18 protein-coding genes are annotated in these 16,716 nt (G+C 42.3%); 13 read left to right on the top strand and 5 right to left on the bottom strand.

Annotation, left to right across the window (positions count from 1 at the left end; all coding sequences use genetic code 11):
* The first annotated feature begins 77 nt into the window (after positions 1-77).
* The 6 genes from argS to V7K27_RS09525 all read left to right on the top strand — a co-directional run bounded on the left by argS (position 78) and on the right by V7K27_RS09525 (position 5,067).
* On the top strand, positions 78-1,832 hold the full coding sequence (gene argS, locus V7K27_RS09500; RefSeq protein WP_334946474.1) for an arginine--tRNA ligase: 1,755 nt from the start codon (positions 78-80) through the stop codon (positions 1,830-1,832).
* A 77-nt stretch (positions 1,833-1,909) separates the two neighbouring features.
* The gene (locus V7K27_RS09505) at positions 1,910-2,473 is read left to right on the top strand and encodes a Uma2 family endonuclease (protein ID WP_334946476.1); all 564 of its coding nucleotides are present in this window, start codon (positions 1,910-1,912) and stop codon (positions 2,471-2,473) included.
* A 7-nt stretch (positions 2,474-2,480) separates the two neighbouring features.
* Positions 2,481-3,014: a cobalamin biosynthesis protein gene (locus tag V7K27_RS09510; protein ID WP_334946649.1), complete on the top strand. Its 534-nt coding sequence runs from the start codon at positions 2,481-2,483 to the stop codon at positions 3,012-3,014.
* 224 nt (positions 3,015-3,238) lie between these two features.
* On the top strand, positions 3,239-3,925 hold the full coding sequence (gene bchM, locus V7K27_RS09515; protein WP_334946478.1) for a magnesium protoporphyrin IX methyltransferase: 687 nt from the start codon (positions 3,239-3,241) through the stop codon (positions 3,923-3,925).
* Positions 3,926-4,086: 161 nt separating this feature from the next.
* Positions 4,087-4,566, top strand: a complete 480-nt coding sequence (locus tag V7K27_RS09520) for a hypothetical protein (RefSeq protein WP_334946480.1) — start codon at positions 4,087-4,089, stop codon at positions 4,564-4,566.
* A gap of 78 nt (positions 4,567-4,644) precedes the next feature.
* The gene (locus V7K27_RS09525) at positions 4,645-5,067 is read left to right on the top strand and encodes a DUF423 domain-containing protein (protein WP_334946650.1); all 423 of its coding nucleotides are present in this window, start codon (positions 4,645-4,647) and stop codon (positions 5,065-5,067) included.
* Positions 5,068-5,505: 438 nt separating this feature from the next.
* Here the strand turns inward: V7K27_RS09525 and V7K27_RS09530 are convergent, their stop codons facing one another.
* Positions 5,506-5,721, bottom strand: coding sequence for an Hfq-related RNA-binding protein (locus V7K27_RS09530; RefSeq protein WP_334946482.1), 216 nt, complete (start codon positions 5,719-5,721; stop codon positions 5,506-5,508).
* A 69-nt stretch (positions 5,722-5,790) separates the two neighbouring features.
* Between V7K27_RS09530 and dapF the strand changes: the two genes are divergently transcribed.
* Both dapF and V7K27_RS09540 read left to right on the top strand, forming a co-directional pair.
* The gene (dapF, locus tag V7K27_RS09535; protein WP_334946484.1) at positions 5,791-6,630 is read left to right on the top strand and encodes a diaminopimelate epimerase; all 840 of its coding nucleotides are present in this window, start codon (positions 5,791-5,793) and stop codon (positions 6,628-6,630) included.
* A 260-nt stretch (positions 6,631-6,890) separates the two neighbouring features.
* Positions 6,891-7,451, top strand: coding sequence for a pentapeptide repeat-containing protein (locus tag V7K27_RS09540; RefSeq protein ID WP_334946486.1), 561 nt, complete (start codon positions 6,891-6,893; stop codon positions 7,449-7,451).
* A 198-nt stretch (positions 7,452-7,649) separates the two neighbouring features.
* Here the strand turns inward: V7K27_RS09540 and V7K27_RS09545 are convergent, their stop codons facing one another.
* From V7K27_RS09545 to V7K27_RS09555, 3 genes are all read right to left on the bottom strand, one after another.
* Positions 7,650-8,294, bottom strand: a complete 645-nt coding sequence (locus tag V7K27_RS09545) for a DNA-3-methyladenine glycosylase family protein (protein WP_334946652.1) — start codon at positions 8,292-8,294, stop codon at positions 7,650-7,652.
* A 56-nt stretch (positions 8,295-8,350) separates the two neighbouring features.
* The gene (ada, locus tag V7K27_RS09550; protein WP_334946488.1) at positions 8,351-9,427 is read right to left on the bottom strand and encodes a bifunctional DNA-binding transcriptional regulator/O6-methylguanine-DNA methyltransferase Ada; all 1,077 of its coding nucleotides are present in this window, start codon (positions 9,425-9,427) and stop codon (positions 8,351-8,353) included.
* Between the two features lie 312 nt (positions 9,428-9,739).
* Positions 9,740-10,327: a Uma2 family endonuclease gene (locus tag V7K27_RS09555; protein ID WP_334946490.1), complete on the bottom strand. Its 588-nt coding sequence runs from the start codon at positions 10,325-10,327 to the stop codon at positions 9,740-9,742.
* A gap of 117 nt (positions 10,328-10,444) precedes the next feature.
* Between V7K27_RS09555 and V7K27_RS09560 the strand changes: the two genes are divergently transcribed.
* From V7K27_RS09560 to V7K27_RS09575, 4 genes are all read left to right on the top strand, one after another.
* Positions 10,445-10,594 carry a hypothetical protein gene (locus V7K27_RS09560; RefSeq protein WP_334946492.1) on the top strand — a complete coding sequence of 50 codons (150 nt, stop codon included), beginning with the start codon at positions 10,445-10,447 and terminating at the stop codon, positions 10,592-10,594.
* Between the two features lie 23 nt (positions 10,595-10,617).
* The gene (locus V7K27_RS09565) at positions 10,618-13,215 is read left to right on the top strand and encodes a sensor histidine kinase (RefSeq protein WP_334946494.1); all 2,598 of its coding nucleotides are present in this window, start codon (positions 10,618-10,620) and stop codon (positions 13,213-13,215) included.
* 72 nt (positions 13,216-13,287) lie between these two features.
* A complete protein-coding gene (locus tag V7K27_RS09570) occupies positions 13,288-15,069 on the top strand; it encodes a PAS domain-containing sensor histidine kinase (protein ID WP_334946496.1) in 1,782 nt (593 codons plus the stop codon).
* Positions 15,070-15,653: 584 nt separating this feature from the next.
* Complete coding sequence (locus V7K27_RS09575) at positions 15,654-15,950, top strand: hypothetical protein (RefSeq protein ID WP_334946498.1); 297 nt, start codon at positions 15,654-15,656, stop codon at positions 15,948-15,950.
* Between the two features lie 97 nt (positions 15,951-16,047).
* On the opposite strand, the gene V7K27_RS09580 is transcribed toward V7K27_RS09575, so the two are convergent.
* Positions 16,048-16,296 carry a hypothetical protein gene (locus V7K27_RS09580; protein ID WP_334946499.1) on the bottom strand — a complete coding sequence of 83 codons (249 nt, stop codon included), beginning with the start codon at positions 16,294-16,296 and terminating at the stop codon, positions 16,048-16,050.
* Between the two features lie 142 nt (positions 16,297-16,438).
* Between V7K27_RS09580 and V7K27_RS09585 the strand changes: the two genes are divergently transcribed.
* Positions 16,439-16,579 (top strand): hypothetical protein, encoded by a 141-nt coding sequence (locus V7K27_RS09585; RefSeq protein WP_334946501.1) that lies wholly within the window; start codon positions 16,439-16,441, stop codon positions 16,577-16,579.
* Positions 16,580-16,716 lie beyond the last annotated feature (137 nt).

Genomic DNA, 16,716 nt, shown 5'->3' on the forward strand with positions numbered 1-16,716 from the left:
CTCAAAATGAAATGCTAAAGTGAATAATCAAGCTTTTCCAGAGCTACATTACCCCGATCGCAGATAAAATTTATATTATGAACTCTACACAAGAAAAACTAAAACTTCAGCTTGAACAGGCAATAGTTGCGGCTTTTGGCGCTGACTTCGCTGGATTAGATCCAATTTTGGTTCCTGCTAGCAATCCTAAATTTGGTGATTATCAGGCGAATGTGGCTTTATCCCTGAGTAAAAAGAAAGGATTGCCACCAAGAGCGATCGCAGCTGCGATCGTTGATAAATTAGATGTATCCGAAATCTGCGAACCACCCGAAATCGCTGGGCCAGGCTTTCTCAATCTGAAACTAAAAACGGCATACTTAGAAGCGCAACTAAACGCGATTCAAGCTGATTCCAGACTGGGAGTTCCAGCCGCGAAAACGCCGAAGCGGGAAATTGTAGATTTTTCTAGTCCGAATATTGCCAAAGAAATGCACGTCGGACACTTGCGTTCTACGATTATTGGTGATTCCATCGCCCGGATTTTAGAATTTCAAGGACACGATGTACTGCGGTTAAATCATGTCGGTGATTGGGGTACGCAGTTTGGAATGTTAATCGCCTATCTCCGGGAAGTCTACCCAGAAGCGCTTACCACCGCGAATGCTTTAGATATTGGTGATTTAGTCTCTTTTTATCGCAAAGCCAAACTGCGGTTTGATACAGATGCAGTTTTTCAAGAGACAGCACGCCAAGAAGTCGTCAGATTACAAGCAGGCGCAGAAGATACACTCCATGCTTGGAAACTACTGTGTGAACAATCACGGCGGGAGTTTCAAATAATTTATGAGTTGCTGGATATCAAGTTAACTGAACGCGGAGAATCTTTCTATAACTCTTTACTATCTGGCGTTGTGGAAGATTTAGAAAAATCTGGGTTACTGGTAGAAAACCAGGGGGCAAAATGCGTTTTCTTGGAAGGGTTTACAAATAGAGAAGGTGAACCTTTGCCCTTAATTGTGCAAAAATCAGATGGCGGTTATAACTACGCCACTACAGATTTAGCATCCCTCCGCTACCGGATTCAGCAGGATCAAGCAAAGCGGATAATTTATGTAACAGATGCTGGACAAGGAAACCACTTTGCTCAATTCTTCCAGGTAGCACGCAAAGCCGGGTGGATTCCTGATGATGTGGAATTAGTGCATGTTCCCTTTGGGTTGGTGTTAGGAGAAGACGGTAAAAAATTCAAAACTCGTTCTGGGGATACTGTGCGGTTGCGGGATTTATTAGATGAAGCTGTTTCTCGTGCCCATGCTGACTTAAAAGCTAGATTACAAAAAGAAGATCGCCAAGAAACTGAAGACTTTATTAATGAAGTTGCTAAGGTAGTTGGAATCAGTGCAGTTAAGTATGCAGACTTAAGCCAAAATCGCACGAGTAATTACATCTTCAGCTACGACAAAATGCTGGATCTCAAAGGTAATACTGCGCCCTATATGTTGTATGTTTATGCGCGGATTCAGGGGATTAGCCGCAAGGGTGATATTAACTTTAAGGAGTTAGGAAATAATGCCGTTTTGTTGCAGCATGAAACAGAATTAACGCTAGCAAAATACTTACTTCAACTAGATGAAGTTATTAGTAGTGTAGAGCAAGACTTGCTACCCAATCGTTTATGTGAGTATTTGTTTGAACTGAGTCAGAAGTTTAACCAATTCTATGATCGTTGTCCTATATTACAAGCCGAGGAGCCACAGAGGACATCCCGTTTAGTGTTATGTGATTTGACTGCTAGAACTCTGAAACTGGGATTATCTTTGTTGGGAATTCAGGTATTGGAGAGAATGTAATACTAATTCGTAATTCGTAATTCGTAATTCGTAATTGGTGGAGTTGTCAGAGGGCGTTTTATTGGAGGCGATCGCAAATGGTACGGACATCATCTAAAAACATAACTTTGGCGGAGTTTCTAATGCTACCAGAAACGAAGCCCGCTAGTGAGTACATCAATGGTGAAATTATTCAAAAACCTATGCCACAGGGAAAGCACAGTACAATTCAAGGTGAAATGGTTAGCACCATCAACTCAATAATGAAGCCCAAGCGAATTGCACGAGCATATCCAGAACTGCGGTGTACTTTTGGTGAAAGGTCAATAGTGCCAGATGTTTCTGTGTTTACTTGGGAAAGAATTCCCCGTGACGAAAATGGTCAAGTTGCCAATGTATTCAAAGTATCTCCCGATTGGACTATCGAGATTCTATCGCCTGATCAAAGACAAACGAAAGTTACAAAAAATATTTTACATTGCCTGAATTATGAAACACAAATGGGTTGGCTGATTGATCCAGAAGAACAAACCGTATTTGTGTACATCCGCAATCAACAGCCAGTCATGTTCGATGAACTAAAAGCTTTACTTCCTGTACCAGATTTTGCAAGTGAGTTGAGGTTGACAGTAGGAGATTTATTTGGTTGGCTGTTGGAGTAAAGACCAAGTGCAACAGGTTTTATGGGTAGGAATCGGTTGTAAACGGGGAACCTCATGGCAGTTGATTGATCGGGCAATTGAGCAAATATTTCGAGAAAATCAACTTTTTGAAAGTGCGATCGCAGGTCTTGCTACCATTGACACTAAAGCCTCAGAAGTTGGTTTAGTAGAACTTTGCAACCTCCGCAATTTGCCCCTAAAAACCTTTTCTGCGGCAATCCTTCGCTCTGTCTGTGTCCCCAACCCTGCCACAATTACTGACCACAAAGTAGGTACACCTAGCGTAGCAGAAGCAGCTGCTATTCTTGCAGCCGCTCAACTCTCATCGTTGACTGTTTTCCCCTTTACAAGCATAGAGGAATTGCAGGTGAGGTTCTTAGTTCCTAAACAAATTTTCCGACTACAAGGGCAACCAGGAGCGGTAACACTAGCAGTTGCTCAAGCCTCAAATATTATGAGTATTACCGAAGAAGAATTCAGAATTCAGGAGCCAGAATTTAGAATGGATTCTGTGCCGTTGGATGGAGAATTGAGGTTTTAGAGCGAGCGATTTTTCGTTGATGTAATAGATTTAGAAATTATTCCTAAAACAGCCTATGTTAAATAATTAAGCGATCGTGTTCAATACTTACCTTTGTAAGGCTCGTGGAGAACATGAGATCGAAACGAAAAGTGCAAATAAACTGTAAAAATCTAGAAGACCGCTCTTATGGGTTCCTATCAATGATAATTTTAAGGATTGGGAACCCCTAAAAATCAAAGTTTATGAACGTAGCCGACGACAAAACGATTGTTCGCGAGTATTTCAATTCCACAGGATTTGACCGTTGGAAGCGAATCTACGGCGATGGCGAAGTCAACAAAGTCCAACTAGACATCCGCAATGGACACCAGCAAACCGTAGATACAGTTCTCGGCTGGCTGAAGGCTGATAACAATTTACCAGAGCTATCAATTTGCGATGCTGGGTGTGGTGTCGGTAGTCTCAGCATCCCCCTAGCGGTAGATGGTGCCAAAGTCTATGCCACCGATATTTCTGAAAAAATGGTGGAAGAAGGCAGGGATAGAGCCAAGCAAACCTTGCCAAATGCTGAAAATCCCACTTTTGCCGTGCAGGATTTGGAATCGTTGAGTGGTAGTTACCATACCGTTATTTGCTTGGATGTTCTCATTCACTACCCCCAAGAAAAAGCCGATGAGATGATTTCTCACCTCTGTTCTTTGGCACAGTCGCGGATAATTCTCAGTTTTGCGCCGAAGACCTGCGCCCTAAGTATACTCAAGAAAATTGGTAGTTTCTTTCCTGGGCCAAGTAAAGCCACTCGTGCATATTTGCATCGTGAAGCTGATGTGGTGAAAATTTTAGAAAGTAATGGCTTTTCATTGCAGCGACAGTCTATGACTCGGACTCGTTTTTATTTTTCCCGCCTACTGGAAGCTACACGTAAGTAAGGTTAAAATCGCAGCAAGATGAATACTATACCTTTGCTGCGATTTGATAATTTTAAGGCTGAAGCGTTTACAAAGCTATGATCAGGAGTAGATTGATATACTAGATCCTTTGCGAAAGTCAGGTTAAAATCGCTAGCAAAGTGTAAATCTAAAGTGGAACTATGAAAACTGCTGAAAAATTAGCTGCCGGTTGGCTACTGACACTCGGATTCATGTTTTTAACGCTATCAGCAACAGCGACATTGGAAAAATTTGCTGCACGTAAAATATACATACCAGTGAAAGATGCGTATGATTTTACCGCACCAAATGCTACTTATGAAGATGATAATAGTGCTGTTGGTGGTCTAATTTTTGGCATTCCTACCCTAACACTGGGTACATGGTTAGCATTGGGATTGTATCGTCAAAGCCGACAAGAGAAAAAAGCGCTTAATCAACAAGTTAGCGATCGCCTGCAATCGATTTTTTATGAGATGCTACAAGAAAATCAGGGGCGCGTAACTGTTTTAGGCTTTGCAATGCAGTCACAACTACCCGCAGCCAATGCCAGACAATATTTAGATGAAAAAGCTAAAGAATTCAATGCAAACTTTAAGGTGAACGAAGAAGGGGCTGTATCATATCATTTTGATGTCTAACTGTCATTTGTCATTTGTCCTTTGTTATTCACTAATGACCAATGACCAATGACGATCTTCAACTTACAGCTAGGTCTAATGACGCAGATTTTTTTGAGCGTAGCTGCCATTTTAGGCGGTTTGTCAGTTGCTGCTGGGGCTTTTGCTACCCATGCCTTGCGGGAAAAAATTAGTGAGCGATGCCTACGGCGGGCTACGCCTACGCTAGAAATTTTTGAAACTGGCGCTCGTCACCAAATGTATCATGCTCTTGCACTTTTTCTCGTAGCATTACTAATTAGTCGCACCGAATTTCCTCAACCCACTCTCGTAGCCAGTGGATGGCTGTTTATCATTGGGATTGCTATTTTCTCAGGCAGCTTGTATGTCCTGAGCTTAACTGGGATTAAATATTTTGGAGCGATGTCTACGACGGGCTACGCCTACGCACCACTAGGCGGCACAGCCTTGATTGCTGGTTGGGGTGCTTTAGCTTTTGCTGCTTGGAATTTGAAATTGTAAAAAAGTTAGGAGTTAGAAGTTATATCATGTCCGCCAAATTACCCATAATAAAAGAACCCCACCCCCAACCCCTCCCCGCAAGCGAGGAGGGGAGCTAAAGCGCAGCTTTGGCTCTTTGGGGTTCCGGGTATTATGCTTAATTGCCCGGACATGATGATTTTTTGCAAAGTAAAAAATCAATCCCAGATGTATGACGAGTCATCAAAATTTTCTGGTAAGCTAAATAGTATCCTGACCATCAATGCCATAAGCGAAAACCAAGCTAACAGGTATATGTTGCAAGAAGAAGATTTGGGTCTTGGGAACCAGGACTCCTGCCCTTGGAGGGAATGTTAGACCAATAGAACTACGGAGTTCTGGAGGCTATTCCCGATGAATTGGGAAGCTCCGTCCGTCTTACGGCGGAGTAGTTCACAATTACCAGTTATTCACAAATGACTAACTCTTTGGTTTAATATAAGCGATCGCATGTTTCCAAACAGTGGTTTGGTGACTGTTTTCATCAGCAATACAGATACAGTGTGGATCTTGCCATAAAATCTTTCCTGTGATTAGATCACCAGTCAGCAGCTTGAACTCTACTGGCATTGTGTGTTTAATCAGGTTTTGGACTTGTCTAATACTAGGTAAAGTGGTGTCAAATTCGGTAAGCATTTTGAGTAAAGATGAACCTACAAGGCAAAATAAAGAGTAACTAATCCTTGATAATTCATCCTTGAGGAAATGGCAATCGAATTTACTAAGTATCATGGTCTAGGCAACGACTTTATTCTGATTGACAATCGCTCATCATCTGTGCCTGTAGTGACTCCAGAGCAAGCCATCAAGTTGTGCGATCGCCATTTTGGTATCGGTGCTGATGGTGTAATTTTTGCCCTACTAGCAGAAAACGGCACTGACTACACCATGCGGATTTTTAATTCTGATGGTTCAGAACCAGAAATGTGTGGCAATGGCATTCGCTGTTTAGCTGGCTTTTTAGCAGACTTAGAAGGTGAATCCCGGAATAAAGACTCATATCGCATTCATACTTTGGGTGGTGTAATGACTCCCCAACTCTTGGCTAATGGTCAAGTTAAAGTAGACATGGGTTTACCCAGGTTACTCGCTGGCGAAATTCCTACCACCCTTGCACCTGCTGAAGAAAAAGTAATTTCTCAGCCGTTGGAGGTGGCGGGGCAAACTTGGGAAGTCACTTGTGTAAGTATGGGAAATCCCCACTGCATCACTTTTGTAGAAGATGTAGCAGCAATCGAGCTAGAAACCATCGGCCCAAAATTTGAGCATCACCCAGCTTTTCCTCAACGCATAAATACCGAATTTATGCAAGTGGTACGCCGTGACTATTTGAAAATGCGGGTGTGGGAACGGGGTGCTGGGATTACATTAGCTTGTGGGACTGGTGCTTGTGCTTCTTTGGTAGCTGGAGTATTGACTGGAAAATGCGATCGCGCCGCCACTATCGAATTACCAGGTGGCTGTTTGCAAATTGAATGGTCAGAAGTAGACCAACGGGTTTACATGACAGGCCCAGCCGAGCGGGTATTCACTGGGAAACTGTAACCGATTTACTATTGGCGGGGTGCAGTACCAATTTGCACGGTGCTAGGGTTGATAGTGCCGTTAGCATCGCTGTCATTAGCCAGGACGTTTATCTACCAGTCTTTGTGCTTGGTCGGTAGTGGCAGTGACAGTGATCGCAATTGGGCTAATCAGGTCTTTGTCCAGTAGCATGACGTTATCGATGATGACTTTGCCATCTTTTGCACCGAAGCTCAGTAGGTCGAAGTATAAGTTGGCGATATTGATTCAGGAGTTAAGGTATGGATCAAGACGAATTGCTGAGGCGGTATGATGATGGGGAAAGAAATTTTGCTGGACTTGTTAATTTCAGTGGAGTTGATTTGGATCTGACTTCTGTTGATCTGAGCGAAGCCGACTTGAGCAGAGCTAACTTGAAAGGAGCGATCTTGCTAGGGGTCAATTTGAGTGGTGCTAATCTCAGTGAGGCTAATCTCAGTGGGGCGACCGTGGAAGGCATTGAATTGATCGGGGCTAACCTCAACAGTACCAACTTGAGTAGGATTCATGGCGGTGAAGCTACCTTCGATAATGCTTCCTTGGTTGGGGCTGATTTGAGTGGGGCTAGGTTGTACCAATGTCGTTTTAGTGGTACTAACCTCACCGGTGCTAACCTTACTAATGCCATTTTGCGTTACAGCAGTTTCAGAAATGCTAACTTGACAAATGCCAATTTAACTGGTGCTGTTGACGCTCAAGGATGTAGTGATGCTATCTTGCACAACACTGTTATGCCAGATGGAACTATTCGGAGTGATAGTACCGGATACCAATGGCTGCAAACCGACGACCTGGGAAGATAATTGTTCATCACTTTCAAAATCAAATGAATTGTAGATAAAGCTAATAATGCGGTTATTAGTGTTATTATCGGTAGGATTTTTAAGGTTTTTCTTCTGTTAGATTTAATTGATTTTCTACAATTTAATTTATATTTATTAAACGAACCGCCAAGTGCGCCAAGTGCGCCAAGCGAGAAGGAGCAATCATTAAGTGCAAGTTTAAGGAGAATTGGGATTACTCAAGTAGTAGTGCCATAAAAGTCTTGCAGCGATCGCTCTCCACGGTCGCCAGTGCTGTGTCATTGCTTCCAGTTGGACTGGTGTTGGACGCGTCGCCAAGTTTTTGAGTTTTTGGAAAGCGATCGCGATCGCTAAATCACCTTTGGGAAAGACATCAGGACGTTGCAGCGCCATTAGCAAATAAATATCAACTGTCCAGTCTCCTATACCTTTGAGACGCTTTAACTCAGTTCTGATAGTAATTTCGTCCATTCTTTCCAGCTTGGTTAGATCAAGCTGATGAGTTGCGATCGCCTGAGCCAACCCACGACAGTATAGAATCTTTTGCCGACTGAATCCAATTCCTCTCAATTGAACATCATCCAATGTCAAAAAATTTTCTGGCGTGAGAGTTACAAGAACCCCACATAGTCGGCTAAATACAGCCTTTGCAGCTGCTAAGGAAACTTGTTGTTCCAGAATTATGCACAGAAGCGTTGCAAAACCCGGTTCTCTTGACCATATAGGTGGAGTTCCCAGTATTTCTAAAATCCGAGCCAAATCGCTGTCAAGATTGGCAAGCACCAGCAAACCACGGGTCAGATTTTCTTCAGTCAACGATTCTAGTTCAGGTGTTTGAGTCATCTTTGGAAAAAGGGAGTGGGGAGTGGGGAGTGGGGAGTGGGGAAGAATTCTTTTAATCAATCCCGCACAGTGCGTTCTAATTCTTGTACAAGCAGTTTTTGTTTGCGCTCAATTCCCCAGTGATAACCACCAAGACTGCCATCACTCCGTAGCACACGATGACATGGTACAATCAGCGCGATCGGATTAGCTCCACAAGCATTTCCCACTGCGCGGACTGCCTGCGGCTTGGCAATATTACGAGCGATATCGGTATAGGTGCGGGTTTCGCCATAGGGAATTTTCTTTAATGCTTGCCAGACTTGTTTTTGAAATGCTGTCCCGCGTATATCAAGTGGTAAATCGAGATGTGTTTCATCTCCCGCAATAAAGTCGAGGATTGCTTGTATCCATTCCTTGTGTGTGTGGTCATCACGCATGATGTGCGCTTGGTGAAATTCCTTGATCAAAATGTGTTCAAGCTTGTCTGCTTCATCACCTAGTTTAACGGCGCAGATACCCTTTTCTGTTGTTGCCACAAGCAAATATCCTAGTGGACATGGAGCGATCGCATAAACAATGCTGATTGTCTTTCCAGCTTGTTGGTAATTCTTTGGTGTCATTCCCAGTTGCTTAGGTGCTTTCTCATACAGTTGGCTACTTGAACCATACCCTGTGTCGTAAACTGCATGGGCAATTTCTTCCCCTGACTGGAGACGCTGCTTCAATCGTTGGCTACGCAGCGCATCTGCATATTGAAAGGGCGATACGCCAATTATTTGCTTAAATATTCTTTGCAGATAACTGGGACTCATTTCCACCTGAGAGCATAATTCTGAGAGAGTTGGGATGCGATCGCCTTGTGCTTCAATGTATCGACATACTGCTAAGACTTTCACTTTGGCCGGATTTGGAACTGTTTCAAATTGTGGCTGACAGCGCTTACAAGGTCGAAAACCTGCAATTTCAGCCTCTTGTGCTGACTCAAAGAAACAAACCTGATTGCGATTTGGTCTGCGACTAGGGCAAATCGGTCGGCAATAAACGCCTGTAGAACGAACACCATAGAAAAGCTTGCCGTCAATTGTGGGATCTCGATTGAGAACTGCTTCCCAAAGGGTTTCTTCTAAAACTGATGTCTGTTGTAATTGCATTGATACCTCCTCTGCCCTTTTTGGTAAATCACAGGGCGATCGCTACGTACTAAGCTTGATATATAGCGTTTCCTAATCACATGAGGTATATCTTAGCCCCCTCCTCGCTTGCGGGGAGGGGGTTGGGGGTGGGGTTCTTGTACCTCACTCAACCGAAAACTGCCATAACACTAGATTAAGTGTATAGATAAACTACTTTCTATCTGATTGTTGCGATCAAAGTTGATTATCTCAGTTTTTTAATTTACAAACTCGCAGATCCCCGACTTCTTTAAGAAGTCGGGGATCTTATTTCTCAGGGTAGGCAATTACTCACCAAATTTCCGGCAAATCTAAAACAAATCCTGGCAAAACATCTTCTCCCGATAGAGTTTTAGGACTTTGGAAAATCTCAACTTCTCGATTGGGACGATAAATTTCTACTTGCTGCTGTCTTCTATTAATTAACCAGCCCAATCTTGCGCCATTCTCCATGTATTCCCTCATTTTGGCTCGCGTTTTTTCTAAGGAATCACTAAAAGACATTAACTCAACCACAAAATCGGGACACAAAGGAGCAAATCTTTCTTTTTCTGCTTCGCTCAAAGCATTCCACCGTTCGATTTTCACCCAGGACGCATCTGGAGAACGCTCTGCACCATTGGGAAGTTTGAAACCACCAGAAGAGTCAAAGGATTTCCCTAGCTGATTTTGACGACTCCAATCTCTTAATTGATAAGTTAAATCAGCATTCCGGTCACTAGTACTACTCCCCGTAGGTGGCATAATAATTAACTCCCCTGAAGCCGTCCGCTCAAACTTTAAGTCTCGATTATTTTGACAAAGCTGAAAAAATTGCTCGTTAGTCAGATCGATGTTTAATTCGAGGGTAGGAGGTAAACTGACGGTGGTAGTATTCATGTTATCAGTTTGGGTGGAAGTAATACATATATTCTAGTAGTCTGTTAAGTAAACTATCTAGGTAAATAAGTTTGTAGTCTGGACTTTAGTCCTTAACTGATTCGCTCTTTGATATCTTTGACAACTGGTTCACCCGATTGGGTGAATGCGATCGCCTCATCAGGAACTACTCTGAAAGAAGGTACTATTTTAATTCTGTTAGCGATTATCCCTACAGAATCAAAACTGTTAAATTGGTTATTCTGGCTTTTTATTGTACATCAATAGCTTGTCTATCAAAGGGTCAAAGAGTGGATGAAACCGTTGTAAAATGGCTGTATGCACCAAATTGCCAGCAAGAGGCTATTAACCTGATCTCAAAAATTGGTGTGAATTTACCAGGAATGATTTTCCAAATTCTGCAACGGCAGGATGGTTCTGTGTTTGTCCCTTATGTTAGTTCTGGTTGTCAATATTTGTATGAATTAGAACCAGAAGCTTTACAGGCAGACTTCCAGGTGCTATATAAACTAATTCATCCACAGGATATAAAAGCTTTTACAGAATCTATTACTGTTTGTAGAACCACTGTTACACCTTGGCATTGGGAAGGTCGGATCATTACGCCTAGTGGTAAACTTAAGTGGATTCAAGGTACTTCGCAACCCGAATTACAAGCAGAAGGCGATCTTCTTTGGAATGGCTTGGTTATGGATATTACAGACCGAAAACAAGCCGAAGAAAAATTGCAAGAGAGTGAGGCGCGGTATAAAGCAATTTTGGATGCTATCCCCGATTTGATGTTTCGGATCAGCCGCGATGGTGAGTATCTCGATTTAAAAAGTGAGGGAGCAAATATCACTCTTTCGAGAGAAGAAATAGTGGGAAAAAATTTGCAAGAGTTATTACCCAGTGATGTTGCGGCGATTAGCCAAGTAGCGATCGCTAAAACTTTAGATTCTGGAACTTTGCAAACTTGCGAATATCAACTACCAACGCCTTTGGGAGTCAGAGATTATGAAGCGCGGTTGGTAGTGAGTGGTCAAGATGAGATCCTCGCAATTGTCCGAGATATCACAGAACGCAAACAATCAGAAGTTTCCTTAATAAATCTTGCCCAAAAGTTTTCTAAAGCTTTTAGTTGCAGCCCCGATTCAATTACTATTAGTACACTGCAAGAAGGACGATTTATCGAAGTTAACGACAGTTTTGTGAAACTTTCAGGTTATGAGCGAGATGAGGTGATTGGTAAAACTGCTTTTGAGTTAAATCTTTGGGTACACGATCGCGATCGCCTGAATTTGTTACAGGAGTTGCAAGGCACAGGAGTTGTTCGCAACTTGGAATCTGAATTTCGGCAAAAGTCTGGCGAGATAATTACAACGCTGGTTTCAGCCGAAATCATTGATTTGAATGGTAACAAGAGCATCCTAGCAGTGCATCACGACATTACAGAACGCAAGCAGGTAGAAGCGCAATTACGCCTTTCTGCACAACGCGATCGCTTGTTGGCAGAAACCCTAGTGCGAATTCGGTCTTCGCTTAACTTAGAGCAAATTCTCCAAACCACCGTGACAGAAGTTAGGCAATTTCTGCAAGCAGATCGAGTTTTCATTGGTTTAAATAATGCCAATTTAGGAGTCAGAACTCTTGCCGAATCAGTAGATCCCAAGTATCCATCAGTCACAGGTTGGTCTACTAATGATGAAGCTTATCTCCAAGAATTAAGAAACTTACTAAAAGATAATCTTGTTCGTGTCATTGAAGATATAACAAAAATATCAGTATCTCCCAAAGTAAAAGCACACTGTCGAAAATTCCAAACGAAGGCTACTTTGGCTGTACCAATTATGCTAGGTGACGAATTATTTGGGGCGTTAATTGCCAATCAATGCTCAGGGTCGCGTCATTGGCAGCCAATAGAAATTGATTTGTTACAGCAGATGTCAGAACAGGTAGCGATCGCCATTCAGCAAAGCCAGATATGCCAAAAACTAGCAGAACTTAACACTAATTTAGAACACCAAGTACAAGAACGGACAGCACAGTTGCAGCAGAAAATGCAAGAAGTTGAAAAATTGCATCGCGTCAAAGATGTTGTTTTGCATACGGTTGCCCACGATTTACGAACTTCGGTGATGGGTAACTTGATGGTGTTAAAGAATTTGTTAAATCAGGGAGTGGGGAGTGGGGAGTGGGGAGTGGGGAGTCGGGGAGCAGGGGAGCAGGGGGCAGGGGGCAAGGGGGAGAATAAAAAATTACCTCTTTCCCCTCTGTTCCCTGCTAAGAGCCCCTCTGCCTCTTCCCAAGCCCCAATTGAAGTATCTCGGTCAATCATCGAGCGGATGATTCAAGGCAACGATCGCCAACTGACGATGATTAACTCGTTGCTAGAAATTAATTCCTGTGAAAAACAGGGTATTGAAATCAAACCCGAACCTGTGCAAATTAGCACCCTACTGGGAGGAATATTCGCCGAGTTGGAACCCATGCTGACACAAAATCAAGCGACTCTGAAGAACTTGGTTCCCGCAGATTTACCGTTAGTAATGGCAGATGGAATTTGCTTGCAGAAAGTTTTGGCACATTTAATAACACATAGCTTGCAAAATAATCCACCAGGATTAAATTTGATTCTGAGTGCCAGCGTTGAAGCTGGAATGATTCGCACTCAGATTCAAGATGACGGTGTAGGTATGAGTAAAGTAGAGTGCGATCGCCTCTTTGATCTCCATGTCCGCGATCCCCAAGATTCTTGTTCTACAAGCATTGGCTTAAAAATGTATCTTTGTCGGAAAGTTATCAAGGCACATGGCGGTAAAATTGGTGTTATTAGTAACCGCAAGCGCGGGTTAACTTTCTGGTTTACATTACCTCTAGCAACTTCATCCGCAACAAATCGCCCATGAATCACCAAAAAATGCGAGAGTAAATGAACCAGTAAGGGAAACACTCTCGACGGTATGGGCAAAGTTGCTCGGATGCTAATATCTACTCAATTTACAACAGTGCAAAGGTGGTGGAGAAAAACCTTTTCTGCACCAACAACAGATGAAACCACTACTCTTTACAAAGCTTGGCGTAACCATTTTTTGTGGCAAAGATTGCGCTTATGGTTATGGCTGGTGCTAATTTGTCTTTTGTCTTTTACCTTGCGAGACATTTACGGCTTGTTTTTCCCCTTAAAGGAGTTGGAAAGCCTGCCAGAAGTACTTAGAGCTAAAAGCCTTGCGATCAATGTTGCAATGCTTGCGAGTATAATTATTTGCTTTGCCTTACATAAAACTAAGTTAGGTCGTCATCGTCCAGATTTATTATTTTTGGGGTCTTCTTGGTCAATTAGTCTAGCATCGCAGTTGTTTGCAACCATCAGAGGTTTCGCATTACCCGACACCATCGGCTGGTCGTTGCTGTTTTTGAGCCAAGCTGTGTTGATGCCCGTCTGCTGGATTCTTCACTTGCTATGTGAAGTGGGTGTGCTGATTTACTATTTTGGTGTAAATACAGCCCTTGGACTAAAAACACCAATCCCCGAACACCCAGAAATATATAATGTAACCTTTATCTTATACATTTTTTGGTTTTGTGCTATATGTGACATCGGAGTTTATCTGTACGATCGCTTGCAACGCTCTGAGTTTTACGCTCGTCAAGAACTAGAATCTGCGTACCAAAAACTCAAGGTTGCAGAAGCTAAATATCGCAGCATTTTTGAAAACGCCGTTGAAGGTATTTTTCAAAGCAGTCCCGATGGACGTTACATTACGGCAAATCCGGCTTTAGCACGCATTTATGGCTACTCCTTAGCGGAGGAGGTGACAGCAAATTTCACTGATATTGAACAATTGTACGTTGATCCGAACCGGCGGGCAGAATTTGTGCGTCTGATGGAAAAGTATGGCAGCGTTTCCGAGTTTGAGTCCCAAATTTATCGCCGAGACGGGAGTATTGTCTGGATTTCGGAAAAAGCCTATGCAGTGCATGATGAACATCTTAAACTGCTTTACTACGAAGGTTTAATTGAAGACATTACCCAGCGCAAACAAACTGAAGAAGAACTACGAGTATTTTTTCATGCAGTTTCTCACGACTTACGCAACCCAGTGCTGGGTAGTTTAATGGTGCTGAAAAATTTGCTTTCACGTCCAGAGGATAATATTTCGATTTCACGCTCAATTTTAGAGCGGATGATTCAAAGTAGCGATCGCCAACTTAATTTAATTAATTCCTTGATGGAAGCTTATGTCAGCGAGGTGCAAGGTGTTATTTTGCAACGCCAACCCGTACAATTACTGGCAGTTGTCGAAGCTGCGATCGCAGATTTAGAGCCATTACTAGCACAAAATCAAGCCAAGCTGACAAATTTGATATCCGCAGATTTGCCATTAGTGAATGCTGATTCTACGCAACTATGGCGAGTTTTTTCTAACTTAATCGTCAACGCTCTGAAACACAATCCCCCGGAATTAGTTTTGACAATCAACGCTATCCGTAAGGATGACATAATTTATTGTACTGTTAATGACAACGGCGTGGGAATTAGTCAACAACAAAGCGATCGGCTTTTTGACCTTTACTTTCGGGGTACTAGTATCGGCAATTCCGTAGGTTTAGGATTGGGCTTGTATCTATGTAAGCAAATCATCAATGCTCACGGTGGCGAAATTGGTGTGAATAGTGCATTGGATGCAGGCGCAACCTTCTGGTTTACATTACCTATTAGCGCCTCAGAAGCCTCCGCTCAGACTTTCCGCAAAATCTGAAATTAAATGACACAGAGCAAGTGACTTGATTGCTCTTTTCAATCTAAAATCCTCTGATTGTGTGATACCAGTTCACACAAACCCTGATACATATAGATTTCTCGTAGGGGCACAGCATTGCTCATCCGTGTCAACTTAAGGTGAAAGCCAGCCTAAAACCAGCTTTTAGCAGATTATCTCATTGTCTCGTTCCCAGTCGGAGACTGGGAATGCCCCTCATTGAGGCTCCGCCTCCGTAACTTGCGGCAGAGCCACCAGGAACTGCATTTCTAGCCAGAGGCTATAAACGAGATTTTAAAGGAGTTTCGGCTTAAGTTGACACGAATGAGCATTGCTGTGCCCCTACCAACGTATTTGTATCATTATCATTATTAAAGTAAAACGGTGTAACTAGGCATACTGGGGTATAACCTATATCAGGGAAGGTTTCGACCGTTATCCGATTTCAAAAATCAAATATAAATCATAGTATTAGTGACAAAAGTAACCATTCAAACGTGACTTTTGACACAGGTGTGTGCGTGATTATTCCGATTATATTGAGAATATAGAAATCAAGCAATGCAACGGAGATTAAAGGATATATGAACCGCTTAAAATCTATTCTTCTTGGAAGCTTATTAGCAGCTGCTTCAATTACTGCTCTTTCTCAAAATGCTAATGCTGCTGAATTTAAATCTGAGCATGATCATTTTAATCGTAATACTGTAGCTGTTAATAACAGTAAAGTTCAACGCGAACGTCAAGTCCGTGAACAACGCGCTCGTGAATTGCGTGAGCGTCAAGCCCGTGAACAACGCGCTCGTGAATTGCGTGAGCGTCAAGCTCGTGAACAACGCGCTCGTGAATTGCGTCAACGTCAAGCTCATTTTAATCACTAAGCTGAAATTTTACCCTCATATTACGTTAGGAGAGTAGCAATATTCTCCTTTTTTTATTTGCATAAATCTACTTAAATTAATGCCTAAATAATGTTAATCAAGGAGTTGCTAACAAAATTAGGCGCTTTTTGTCCAAATTATCAGCAAAATCAGATGAATAGATGCGATCGCATGAAGTGAAATTAAGAGTATTATTTAGTACCATCCAATACTGCGTAGGTTTTGCCGAAAAAATAAAAATTTGAGTACCGACAGGTAAGTTAGCAATACGTCTGATTAGAATGTCGCCATGTCTGTAGAGAACACTAGCTTGGTTAGCTTCGGAGTTATTGCTGTCGTTAAACATCTTTTGATCATGCAATACGTAGTAGCTAATATAACGTCAATTCGACGGCTCATATAGTGTTTGTCCAATTTACCCATCTGCGCGACCTTCCAGGAAGGTTGATCGCCTTGGGTGTTTTCCAGTTCACATCAAGACTTAATTTTTGCCAAGAATTTTTTCTATTTCCAAAATTTATGGTACAATTATACTACTCAAGGCAGAATTCAATGCTTATTTAGTCAAGCGAAGGTGGCGAGTAGCATATTTAATGCTGTTCAAAGCGATCGCTTGGCTTTTATGCTAAGAATAACTAAAAGTAAGAAATTTATTCAAACATTATTAAAAGATGCAAACAATTAAACCTATCTAGATATTAGTTGGCACTACATAGAAAAACCCCCTGTTTTTGAATCAGCACTTTTTGCAGTCAGGAGAAATTAT

Origin of the sequence: Nostoc sp., from assembly GCF_036919575.1 — a bacterium.
In the GTDB taxonomy this organism is placed as follows: Bacteria; Cyanobacteriota; Cyanobacteriia; order Cyanobacteriales; family Nostocaceae; genus Nostoc.

Bases quoted from the DNA above. Each gene is read 5' to 3' on its own strand.
- argS (WP_334946474.1), top strand. From the start codon at position 78: ATGAACTCTACACAAGAAAAACTAAAACTTCAGCTTGAACAGGCAATA.
- V7K27_RS09505 (WP_334946476.1), top strand. From the start codon at position 1,910: ATGGTACGGACATCATCTAAAAACATAACTTTGGCGGAGTTTCTAATG.
- bchM (WP_334946478.1), top strand. From the start codon at position 3,239: ATGAACGTAGCCGACGACAAAACGATTGTTCGCGAGTATTTCAATTCC.
- V7K27_RS09520 (WP_334946480.1), top strand. From the start codon at position 4,087: ATGAAAACTGCTGAAAAATTAGCTGCCGGTTGGCTACTGACACTCGGA.
- V7K27_RS09525 (WP_334946650.1), top strand. From the start codon at position 4,645: ATGACGCAGATTTTTTTGAGCGTAGCTGCCATTTTAGGCGGTTTGTCA.
- V7K27_RS09530 (WP_334946482.1), bottom strand. From the start codon at position 5,721: ATGCTTACCGAATTTGACACCACTTTACCTAGTATTAGACAAGTCCAA.
- dapF (WP_334946484.1), top strand. From the start codon at position 5,791: ATGGCAATCGAATTTACTAAGTATCATGGTCTAGGCAACGACTTTATT.
- V7K27_RS09540 (WP_334946486.1), top strand. From the start codon at position 6,891: ATGGATCAAGACGAATTGCTGAGGCGGTATGATGATGGGGAAAGAAAT.
- V7K27_RS09545 (WP_334946652.1), bottom strand. From the start codon at position 8,294: ATGACTCAAACACCTGAACTAGAATCGTTGACTGAAGAAAATCTGACC.
- ada (WP_334946488.1), bottom strand. From the start codon at position 9,427: ATGCAATTACAACAGACATCAGTTTTAGAAGAAACCCTTTGGGAAGCA.
- V7K27_RS09555 (WP_334946490.1), bottom strand. From the start codon at position 10,327: ATGAATACTACCACCGTCAGTTTACCTCCTACCCTCGAATTAAACATC.
- V7K27_RS09570 (WP_334946496.1), top strand. From the start codon at position 13,288: ATGCTAATATCTACTCAATTTACAACAGTGCAAAGGTGGTGGAGAAAA.
- V7K27_RS09575 (WP_334946498.1), top strand. From the start codon at position 15,654: ATGAACCGCTTAAAATCTATTCTTCTTGGAAGCTTATTAGCAGCTGCT.
- V7K27_RS09580 (WP_334946499.1), bottom strand. From the start codon at position 16,296: ATGTTTAACGACAGCAATAACTCCGAAGCTAACCAAGCTAGTGTTCTC.